Annotated in this window: 10 protein-coding genes; 8 read left to right on the top strand and 2 right to left on the bottom strand. The window is 41.4% G+C overall.

Going from position 1 to position 10,955, the window contains the following annotated elements; genetic code table 11:
- The first annotated feature begins 473 nt into the window (after positions 1 to 473).
- The 8 genes from D1970_RS20595 (at position 474) to D1970_RS20560 (ending at position 9,801) form a co-directional block, all read left to right on the top strand.
- Positions 474 to 2,498 (top strand): transporter substrate-binding domain-containing protein, encoded by a 2,025-nt coding sequence (locus tag D1970_RS20595; RefSeq protein ID WP_119114728.1) that lies wholly within the window; start codon positions 474 to 476, stop codon positions 2,496 to 2,498.
- A complete protein-coding gene (locus D1970_RS20590; RefSeq protein WP_119114727.1) occupies positions 2,495 to 3,874 on the top strand; it encodes a sigma-54-dependent transcriptional regulator in 1,380 nt (459 codons plus the stop codon). Before D1970_RS20595 ends, D1970_RS20590 begins: the two co-directional genes overlap by 4 nt.
- Positions 3,875 to 4,040: 166 nt before the next feature.
- Complete coding sequence (locus tag D1970_RS20585; protein ID WP_119114726.1) at positions 4,041 to 5,051, top strand: TAXI family TRAP transporter solute-binding subunit; 1,011 nt, start codon at positions 4,041 to 4,043, stop codon at positions 5,049 to 5,051.
- A gap of 20 nt (positions 5,052 to 5,071) precedes the next feature.
- The gene (locus D1970_RS20580) at positions 5,072 to 7,042 is read left to right on the top strand and encodes a TRAP transporter permease (RefSeq protein ID WP_119114725.1); all 1,971 of its coding nucleotides are present in this window, start codon (positions 5,072 to 5,074) and stop codon (positions 7,040 to 7,042) included.
- A gap of 541 nt (positions 7,043 to 7,583) precedes the next feature.
- A complete protein-coding gene (locus D1970_RS20575) occupies positions 7,584 to 8,036 on the top strand; it encodes an NUDIX hydrolase (protein WP_119114724.1) in 453 nt (150 codons plus the stop codon).
- Positions 8,037 to 8,321: 285 nt separating this feature from the next.
- Positions 8,322 to 8,861: a GNAT family N-acetyltransferase gene (locus tag D1970_RS20570; protein ID WP_119114723.1), complete on the top strand. Its 540-nt coding sequence runs from the start codon at positions 8,322 to 8,324 to the stop codon at positions 8,859 to 8,861.
- Positions 8,862 to 8,873: 12 nt separating this feature from the next.
- Positions 8,874 to 9,110 carry a DUF3977 family protein gene (locus D1970_RS20565; protein ID WP_119114722.1) on the top strand — a complete coding sequence of 79 codons (237 nt, stop codon included), beginning with the start codon at positions 8,874 to 8,876 and terminating at the stop codon, positions 9,108 to 9,110.
- A 31-nt stretch (positions 9,111 to 9,141) separates the two neighbouring features.
- On the top strand, positions 9,142 to 9,801 hold the full coding sequence (locus tag D1970_RS20560; RefSeq protein ID WP_119114721.1) for an alpha/beta hydrolase: 660 nt from the start codon (positions 9,142 to 9,144) through the stop codon (positions 9,799 to 9,801).
- Between the two features lie 85 nt (positions 9,802 to 9,886).
- On the opposite strand, the gene D1970_RS20555 is transcribed toward D1970_RS20560, so the two are convergent.
- Together D1970_RS20555 and D1970_RS20550 are read right to left on the bottom strand one after the other, a co-directional pair.
- Positions 9,887 to 10,339, bottom strand: a complete 453-nt coding sequence (locus D1970_RS20555) for a GNAT family N-acetyltransferase (protein WP_119114720.1) — start codon at positions 10,337 to 10,339, stop codon at positions 9,887 to 9,889.
- A gap of 223 nt (positions 10,340 to 10,562) precedes the next feature.
- The gene (locus tag D1970_RS20550; RefSeq protein ID WP_119114732.1) at positions 10,563 to 10,937 is read right to left on the bottom strand and encodes an ArsR/SmtB family transcription factor; all 375 of its coding nucleotides are present in this window, start codon (positions 10,935 to 10,937) and stop codon (positions 10,563 to 10,565) included.
- Between the last annotated feature and the right edge of the window lie 18 nt (positions 10,938 to 10,955).

Genomic DNA, 10,955 nt, shown 5'->3' with positions numbered 1-10,955 from the left:
TGGGATTGAAATCGATCAACTACAAGTGGAAATCAATCATCCTGGGATAGATATCAATCAACTGCGAATTGAAATCGATCAGCCTGGGATTGAAATCGACCAACTACAAGTGGAAATCGATCATCCTGGGGAAGAAATCGATCAACTACGAATTGAACTATAAGAGGAAATCGACCAACTTCGGTCGGATATCGACCAATGCGAGTTGAAATCGATCAACTACAAGTGGAAATCGATCATCCTGGGGTAGATATCAACCAACTGCGAGTAAAAATCGATCAGCCTGGGGTGGATATCAACCAACCACAGCGATATATCAACCAAACCCCTTCTATTTTCGCACCTAACCGAAACACCAGTATAAACACAAGACGAAGCATACCCTTTGCGAAATCCAAAGGCTCTCCTTTACCGAATGTTAAAAGAATTATGATAAAATAATACGGAGTATCCTGGAGAGAAAGGCCGGATTTATGAATAAAAAGCTTTGGTCATTATCGTGTTTCTTCCTTGTAATATTGTTTTTACAGCCGGTTGGATATCGTGCGGAAATTCATACTGGCCCTGAGAAACTAGAGAGAAAAGTGTACAAAATTGCCGGAGAACAGTACATGCCTCCATTTTCTTATGTAGATAATAACGGGAATCTTACGGGATTTAGCGTTGAACTATTCAAAGAAATTGCCAAGAGAGAAAATATTGAATTCAAATTTATTCCGATGAATACATACAAGGCAGTCAGTTTGTTGAAGAATGGTGAACTCGACGGCATCCTTGGTATGAAATATTCACAATCCATACGTTCGCAATATTTATATAGTGATCCGTATTTCATGATGACCGACACGGTGGTAGTTCCGAAAGTAGATGCAGGACAAATGAGGACGTTGACCGATTTGCGTGACAGGACAGTTATCATGCAGGAAGATGAAGCGGCATTATCCATGATGAACAATGTGCGCGGTGCCGAAATTTCTCTTGCGCTTAATACACGTGATGCTTTTACCCTTTTGAAAGACAATAGGGCTGATGTCCTTCTCACAAATAAATGGACTGCTTCCCACTATCTCAATGAAATGGGGATGAAGTCTCAATTTGAAATGATTGATGGTTTGACTGGGACATCATCAGAGCTAGTGTTTGTCCTGCATCCTAATCATCACAAACTAGCCAGTGCTGTAAACAAATCCATTGCAGAATTGAAAAAGAATGGGGATTATTCTGCACTTCACGAAGAATGGTTCTATGATGTCAAAGATGAGCGTCTTGAAGAGCTGCGAAAATGGCTGCTGGCTCTCATTGTATTCAGTGTCCTGATTCTTACAGCATTGTCAGCTATTTCATTATGGAACCAGAAGCTGCAGAAAGAAGTGAAAAAACAGACACAGCAACTGAAAAAGGCGAATAGCATGTTGCAGCAGAAACAGCAGGAGCTTACCCAGGCAGACCAGTTCAAGGAGAATATTTTCCACCACATTTATTCAGGCATCATTACTTTTGACAATCAACACTGCCTAACAAGCATGAACAGGCGTGCTCGGGCGATCCTGAAACTCCAGTATATCGAAAAACCTAAATCAGATGATATATGGTCATTGCCAATTATGAGGCTTGTGTTCAAGGAATGGCAATCCCTACCGGAAAACAATGGGAAAGAAGAATATTTTTCAAAAGAAATCGAGTTTGAAGAAGAAGGGAAACGGCGCTCAATTTTGTTTCGTGTTATTCCATTCGAAGGGGAAAATGCTGAGCCCGAAGGCTATTTAATCACACTTGCGGACCGATCCGAAGAACGAATGCTTGAGAGGAAGCTGGCCCTTCGTGAAAAAATGGGAGCACTTGGCCAGCTTGTCGCAGGTGTTGCCCATGAAATACGTAATCCGCTGACAACTGTGAAAATGTTCATTGATATCCTTCCTCGGAAGTATGAGGATCCGGCCTACCAGGAAGAGCTTCTTCGCCATGTTCCGGAAGCCGTAAGGAGAATGAATCGAATTGTTGAAAGCCTGCTTGGGTATTCTCGCCATAATGAAGCGAAAAAAGAATATTTTCAGCTTAAGGAGTGCGTCCAATCAATTGTATCCATCATGGAGCCCACACTGAGGAAAAACGGTGTCGAGCTAAAGGTAGTGGTTGATGAGGATACTTTGGGATTTGCTGACAAAAGCCAGATTGGCCAAATTCTTTTAAATTTCATGATCAATGGGCTTGATGCCATGGAGAACAGTGAGGAAAAGGCAATGACAGTAACGGCCGGAAGTGAAGGACAACTTTGCTATATTACAGTAAGCGATTCAGGCTGTGGAATTGAAAATGGTGCGCTTGACCATCTGTTTGAGCCATTCTACACGACAAAGTCGAAGGGAGTCGGCATTGGTCTGTCGCTTTGTTACCAATGGGCCGAAGAAAATAATGGCACAGTTGAAGCTAGGCCGCTTGAAACGGGAGCCGAGTTTACCGTGAAGTTCCCGGCGGCAGGGAAAGGGGAGAACACATGAAGCCGTTCGTTTTGGTTTTGGATGACGAGCCGGCTATCGGCTCATCGTTAAAGTTTGCGCTCGAAGATGAATTCAGGGTAGAGGCGTGCACCCTCGTCGATGAAGCATATAGAATACTACAGCAGCAGGAAGTACATGTCGTGCTTCTAGATTGGCAGCTCGGAAAGGATGACGGGCTGGATGTGATTCCGAAAATTATCGAGATGTGCCCATATATTTCGGTTATCATGATGACTGCATACGGTACAATTCAGTCCTCTGTCGAAGCGATTAAGCGGGGAGCCTTCCACTATATTACTAAGCCACCCGAGATTAGCGAGCTAGTGCTCCTCATACATAAGGCAGTTGAGCATCAAAATTTGTATAACCAGGTCCGTGAACTCAGCCAGCAAATTGAAAAAATCAAGGGATATGACCAGCTTATTGGCGAGAGTTCGTTGATGCAAAAAGTATTCTCCGTCATCAACACAGTGAAAGACATCGATTCTAGCGTCTTGATCACTGGAGAAAGCGGCACAGGGAAAGAGCTGGTGGCAAGGGCTATCCACCGGAACGGGAAGCGAAGCAAGGGTCCGTTTATTGCAGTAAACTGTGCAGCCATCCCGGAGCCGCTACTTGAAAGTGAGCTTTTTGGCTATGTGAAAGGTGCATTTACCGGTGCAGTGTCAAGCAGGACGGGAAAAGTGGAAGCGGCACATGGAGGTACGCTCTTTCTTGATGAGATTGGTGAGATGCCAGTACATTTGCAAGCGAAGCTTCTCCGATTTCTTCAGGAGAAAGAAGTGACACCAATAGGAGCGAATTCCCCTGTCAAAGTGGATGTGAGGATCATCTCTGCCACAAATAAAAATTTGCAAGGCATGATCGAAAAAGCAGAGTTCCGTGAGGATTTGTATTTCCGCCTCAATGTAATCCCGCTGGAACTGCCGCCGCTTAGGGAAAAGAAAGAAGATTTGCTTCTGCTCGTTCCGCATTTCCTCAATAGGTATGCTGCTGAAATGAGCCGTCCTGTCCCTCAAATCGCGCCTGACGCTATGAGAGCACTTCGGCAATTTACTTATCCCGGTAACATCCGGCAACTTGGCAACATTCTTGAGTATGCTGTTGCGATGGCGAAAAATGGAGTCATCACTGTTGCTGAGCTTCCTTTTATTGCTTCGGAGACCGGTTCAGTAACTGCTAGCCTGGACGAAGAGATTTTGGAAGATTCCCTCGTGATTCCGATTCCATCGTCACTTCGGCAGGCCGAGAAAAAGCTGATTCAGGCAGTAACTGAATTTTGCGACGGTAACCGGAGGCAAACGGCACTGCTGCTTGAAATAAGCGAACGTAACTTACGCAACAAGCTGAACCAATACCGTGAAGAAGAAAAATGATAGCGGAAAAAAATGCCGGAGGGGAATATTTTTCCCTCTTAAAGCGGCATTTTTTGCCGCTTTTTCTTATGGACCTTGGTAATTTGACTGAAAATAAAAAAATATTACTATTGGCACAATATTTGCATTAGTATAGTGTAAATATAGAAAAAGGGGTGTGGTGTTATTGTTTCGTTTGAAGTGGGGTGTAATAACTTTAATCATGATGGTTTTCCTCGCCGGATGCAGTAATAATGCGAAAGTAAATGAAAGCGATCACAAAAGGCCGGATCAGAAGAAAGAGACGTATTATGCCGGCAAGCCGCTGACAATTTTAACTGGTGGTACATCGGGGGTGTATTTTCAGCTCGGAAATGCGATGGCTAAGATTTATGGTGAAGAAGTTGGTGCTCTTGCAAGTGCACAAACAACTGGTGCATCGGCTGAAAATACAGCGAAAGTATCACGCGGTAAAGCGGAAATTGGTTTTGCGATGGCCGATACGGTGGCTGACGCTTATAACGGACAAGGGAACTTTGCCAAATACGGTGCATTAAAAAATATCAGGGCAATTGCCTCTCTTTATCCAAACTATATGCAAATCGTAACGACAAAATCTTCAGGCATTAAAACTCTTGAGGACCTTAAGGGCAAAGACCTGGCTGTGGGAGCACTTGGGAGCGGGACAGAAATCATGGCGAAGCGAATCCTGAAAGGGGCAGGGCTGACGTATGACGATGTCAACGCAGACTTTTTGTCATTTTCAGAGGGGATTGAAGGAATCAAAAATGGGACGACCGACGTGGCCTTTCTTTCATCAGGCTATCCGAATTCTGGAATTATGGAGCTTGCAGCCGTTGATGATGTAGTCATTATTCCGGTTCCGGAAGAATTGACATTGAAAATGAAAAAGAAATTTCCGGCTATTGAGAAAGGGAGCATTCCAGCGAATACATACAAAGGAGCTGGCAAGGAGGTTCCGACTGTCAAAGTGAGCAATGTTCTTGTGACAAATGAAGACTTGCCGGATGAAGCGGTATATGAACTGACGAAAACATTGTTTGATAATCTGGATGATCTGCAGAATGCACACAGTGCTGCTGGTCAGATTGACGTGAAAAAGTCGGCCGAGAATCTGCCGCTGCCGCTGCATCCTGGAGCGAAAAAATATTATGAAGAAAAAGGAATACTACAATAGGTAAAAGGGGTGGAAAAAGGATGGGGGAAAACGTAATAAAGGACATAGACGAAACAAAAATCCTGGAGAAGTACGACGCTGAATCCAGGACAAAAAAAATAGATCATGGTTTTTGGCGGTACGCAATCTTAATCTTGAGTGTAGGCCTTGCCGGCTATCATCTCTATACAGCTTATTTCGGACCGCTTGATGCACTGCGTCATCGTTCGCTTCACACATCGGTCATTGCAGCGCTCGTTTTTATTCTGTATCCCGCTTTCTTTAGAAGGAAGAAAGATAAAGTAACGGTTGCCGATATGTTCTGGTTTACTGCTGCTCTATCGACTGGCGCTTATATGTTCCTTGATTTCCAGGGAATTGCCGAGCGTATGAGTGTATATATGCCAAACAAGATGGACCTTTTCTTCGGGATTGTCATGATTGTCGTTGTCATTGAAGGCGGGCGGCGTGTCGCCGGGAATGCATTGACAATTCTTGCGCTGGTTTTTCTTGGTTATGCTTTTTTTGGCCAGTACGCACCTGAAATCCTTCGCCACTCGGGGAAGGATGTTGAAGATATTGTCACCTATATGTTCTTGTCGACAGAAGGGATATTCGGTATCGCGATTTCGGTTTCAGCATCATATATCATACTATTTATCTTGTTTGGGGCATTTTTGAATGCATCAGGAATGGGCAAGTTTTTTACTGATATTTCAATGGGGCTAGCTGGGCATACTTCCGGCGGGCCAGCAAAAGTGTCCGTCATTTCAAGCGGATTGCTTGGTTCGATTAATGGCAGCGCGCTTGCCAATGTCGTGACAACTGGTGCCTTCACGATTCCGCTGATGAAGCGGGTTGGCTATAAGCCTGAGTTCGGCGGGGCAGTCGAAGCAACAGCGTCGGTCGGGGGCCAAATTTTGCCGCCAGTAATGGGGGCGACAGCTTTCATCATGGCCGAAACTTTAGGAATGCCATATAACCAAATCGCCCTCGCTGCGATTTTACCAGCATTGCTGTATTATCTCGGCATCATTTTCATCGTTCATTTCCGCGCGAAAAAGCTTGGATTGGAAGGGATGAAAAAAGAGGAATTACCGAATGTCAGGGAGACGCTGAAAAAAGGCGGACATCTATTGATTCCAATCGTTGTCTTGATTGGCCTATTGGTTGCCGGGAAAACACCTCTATACGCAGCTTTTTATGCGATTGTGCTTGCAGTAGTCGTCAGCTGGTTCAAAAAAGAGACACGAATGGGACCAAAAGAAATCATCATGGCGATGGAAGAAGGTATCCGTTCGGCCCTTGGTGTTGCAATGTCTTGTGCGATTGTTGGGATCATCGTGGGTGTCAGTACATTAACAGGACTGGGGCCAAAGCTGACACAGTCGATTCTTGTGCTTGGCCAGGGAGAAGTCGTTCTTACATTGTTCTTGACGATGGTAGCTTGTATCATTATGGGTATGGGATTACCGTCCATTCCCACTTACATTATCACAGCGACAATGGCTGGGCCTGCGCTTCTGAAGCTTGGCATCGATCCATTTTTAACGCATATGTTCGTATTCTATTTTGGTATTCTGGCGAATGTCACGCCGCCTGTCGCACTCGCTGCTTTTGCAGGAGCCGGTATTGCAGGAGCCAATCCGAACAAAACGGGCTTCGAAGCGGTCAGGCTAGCGCTGTCCGGATTCATTATCCCGTATATCTTTGTTTTCTCTCCAGCACTCTTAATGCAAGATGTGTCCGGCCCGCTTGAAGTCATTCACGTTGCAACTACGGCCGTACTCGGCATTTTGGCGCTGAGCGCGGCACTCGAACGATACTTCATCACGGATATGAACGTACCAATCACAGTGCTGTGCTTTATAGGTGCACTAACCCTAATTATCCCAGGAATAGTCACCGACATAATTGGACTCGTAATTCTGGCAGTCGTTGTGCTTTTACAATGGTCAAAGAAAACCAAATTTCCTGTAAAAGCCGATGTTTCGGTCAAAATAGAGGTTTAATGTGAAAAAGGAGGCAGGGTGGATGATCCACCCTGCTTTTTTGCGGTTTAGTAAAATTGAATTTTAGTGAAAAAGAGAACTACAGCATTTTTAATTCTTAGTGGATTATTCTTTGTGTTCTCAATTTTATTTATTGTATTTTCCTTCGATAGCCTTATAAAATCCATCGTGTTCTATGTGGGCCTTTGATTGCAACTATTTTAAGTTTTTATTATAGGAAACAAGTAAAACAAGAACGAAATACAAATATTAATAAATAAGCGCTGCAATATATTAGCGGTGCTATTTTTTTCATTAAATCAACAATATTGTTTAACATAGCCTTTTCTGTAACGAGATAATAAAGTTGTTTGAAAAATAATAAAGGAATTTAAAAACAAATAAAATTGTTTAAAATCTAGAAATCATTTCCATGATAATTTCTACTATCACTATCAGACAGGGCTATTATAAGAACATCTGGTACTCGTGATATTAAAATCTTAGACAGTATTATATACTTAAATGGATATAGAATTAATATAAGTATGGGGATGATTAAGTGTTTAAATATAACGTTTGTTTTATAAAAAGTAATGATAGAATCTTAATGTTGAATCGTGAAAAGCCACCGATCATGGGAGTGTGGAATGGTGTTGGGGGTAAAAATGAAATTGGTGAAACTGCTGATGCGGGTGCAATCCGTGAAGTATTTGAGGAAACAGGTTTCAAAGTAAATCAGTATTACTCAAAAGGTGTCATTACATGGGCGACAAGTGATAGAAAAAAAGATGGATTATATGTGTACTTATTTGAGGTAGATGCCACGATAGGTAATGAATCCATAAAAAAAACTAGGGAGGGTATTCTTGATTGGAAACATATTGATTGGATAATGGATCCCAATAATTTAGGGATTGCTGAAATGGTAAATCAGTATTTACCTGTTCTATTAGAAAAAGAGGGTGATTATTTATTTGAATATAAAGACGGAATAGTCATGCATATAGAGTAAGAAGCCTTATATAAAAGTTGTATCATTAAACAAATTTATTATCTTTTTTGAAGGCAGGAATAATCAGAATGATTTACGATTAAACTTTTTAGTGAGTCTTGCTACATATAAGATGTAGTAAGACTCTTATTTTTTTACATTAAATTGAACGTCTTTATTCTCACTATACATCTTTTGGAAAAAATGTCACAAAAAATATTATCAGTTCCCAGCTAAAACTGATGTGAAAGAAAGGGGTTTTCCAATTTTTGAAGAATATTAAACTTAGACAAAGGGGGAGAAGAAATGTTTCCGGTATTAGAGACAGAGAGGCTGATATTAAGAGAGATACACAAAGAGGATTCACAAGCGATTTTCGCTAATTTTTCAAACCGTGATCTTACCCGTTACTTTGGGCAAGAAACTTTAGTGAGAATAGAACAAGCGGAGGATATCATTGATTTCTTTTCTAAAAACTACAATGAGAAAAGGGGTATACGCTGGGGGATTGAAAGGAAAGGATCGAAAGGGTTAATCGGAACAATCGGGTTTAATACTTGGGTACCTAAAAATAAACGGGCTGAAATAGGTTATGAAATCCATCCGAATCATTGGAGAAAGGGATATATTTCCGAAGCTGCATCCGAGGTGTTGTCGTATGGCTTTGAGGAAATGGAATTGACGCGAATAGGCGCTGTTGTCTTTCTGGAAAACGAGGCATCAAATAAGTTGCTGACGAAAATCGGCTTTCAAAAGGAAGGTATCTTGAGGGACTATATGTATCAGGATGGGAAAGCGCATGACACATTTGTTTACTCACTGCTCAAAAACAAGCGGCCTAGCTAAGGAGTGTCCTATTTGAAGTTTATCGAATTCGGCATAGGCAACAAATGGATCATCAGGACTGAGATAGAATTGTCTAATGGGCAGGAAGTAGAGGAAAAAGGAATTGTTCGGCCTATTCATTTCCATTCAATATACATACGGATATGGATAAGAAGAACTGTACTGATTTTTGACAGTAAGCAGGGTTTTAAAAGGATGAAGAAAAGCCGGAACGAATTCAAATTCATTATCGGAATTGTAAGTATGTAGATTAAATCGGAACTTGATAAACAGGGGTGGAATGGTGAAGATTCGTAACTGTATTGTAAGGATGAGAGATAACATAACAGAGGTTAAGTATACTCATATCGAGACAGGTGCTGATACTATTTGCTTTATGTTTTCCGGAGCTAGTTATACATACGATAGACCGCTGTTTTATTATTCAACAATGGCCATGCTTCAGCTGAATGTGGATATTGTACAAGTTCACTACAGTTTTGAACAGGATTTACTTAAAAAGTCACTGGATGATATTACGAGGAATATAATGAACGCGATTCATCCTGTATTAAATGAAGTGCAGGAAAACGGCCAGTACAATGAAACTATTTTTATTGGAAAGTCACTTGGAACCATACCTATTGTAAATGAATTAATGAAGAGGGAAGTTTTTCGAGAGGCGAAAGTAATCTTGTTCACTCCTTTGTTAAAGTTGGAACAGTTTTTAGAATCATTATTAAAAAGTAACCATCAAGGGCTGTTGGTGATCGGGGATAAAGATCATTATTATCATTCAAACCAACTGGAAAGATTAAAACAAACTCAATTAACGATAGAGGTTGTTCCTAATGCAAATCACTCTTTGGATATTGAAGGGTTCGATACGGAAGAATCAATCGCAGTGATTGCAAGGATAATGGAAAAACTGAAAGAGGCCGTTAATGGTGGCGGAGATTAAAAATCAAAAATCCTTGGATAAGCAAGCTCATTCAAGGATTTCTTCAATATTCCCTTTAATTTGATCTCGAAAGGAGTGGATCATTCTACAAATCTAATTCCATTACAACCCCGACGACAGGACCAGAATCATCTATCTCCCCATTCAGGCGAAAACCAAAGGATTCATATAATTTTTGAGCCTGTACATTTTCAGGGTGAAGACTTAAATATATTTTCCTACAAGAATATTGCTGTTGTATTTCTTGTATTAGCATAGGTAGAAATCTTTTTGCATACCCGCTTCCCTGAAACCGGTAATCAATCATAAAACGGTCTAACCAGGCGCTTTGGTTAATTTGGCTATGCCAGCCATGCATCGCATACCCAACAAGGGATTCGTCATCATATAAACCGACGGACGTACCATTTTTCTCAAACTGTGATTCTGCCAACGAAAAAGCATTGCTTTCAATAAATCGATGCTGAAGGTCAGAAACGGATAAAGCCACGACAGAACGCCAATTATCTTTTGTTACTTCACGAATGTGAAGAGGCATGATTCCAACTCTCTTTCTGATAACTGCTGTTGCGGAAATTCCTCAACAGCCATTTGACATCCTATTCACTTTGATTTAGTAGGATTTAATCTTGTTTTCTGTAAAATGAATCATATATACATGAGAATGGACTAAGTTGTAAAGTGAAACCCCGATTAAAAGCAGAACTTTTCTAAAGAAGAGTTAGCGGCAAGAAAACGACACGACCATTCCCTGAAGATAATCAATTGATTTTCTCGTTATCTATTTCGCTTTTTTTCTCTTCCATTCCTTCATCCACGTTCAATTTATCAAGCATGGATATAGTGCTTACAAGATGGTTATTGAAGATTTGCCGGGCAACCTGGAGCAGTTGAATAATCATTGGATCTTTTAATGAATAAATGACACGGTTTCCTTCTTTGATCCCCGCAACAATATTCTTATTTCTTAAGATCATAAGCTGCTGAGAAACAGCTGAACCTTCACTTCCAGCCAGGCTTTGAATTTCATTCACACTTTTCTGTCCCTCTGCTAATATTTCAAGGATTTTAATCCTCAGCGGGTGGGCCAATGCTTTAAAAAATTCAGCTTTAAACTGCTGCATATCCAAATCCATCATCGTGTAGCTCCTTTA

The sequence above is a fragment of the Mesobacillus zeae genome, from assembly GCF_003570705.1.
Taxonomy (GTDB): Bacteria; Bacillota; Bacilli; order Bacillales; family Cytobacillaceae; genus Mesobacillus_C; species Mesobacillus_C zeae.
Note: the sequence above shows the minus strand (reverse complement) of the source record. Positions and strands in the feature narration are given on the sequence as shown.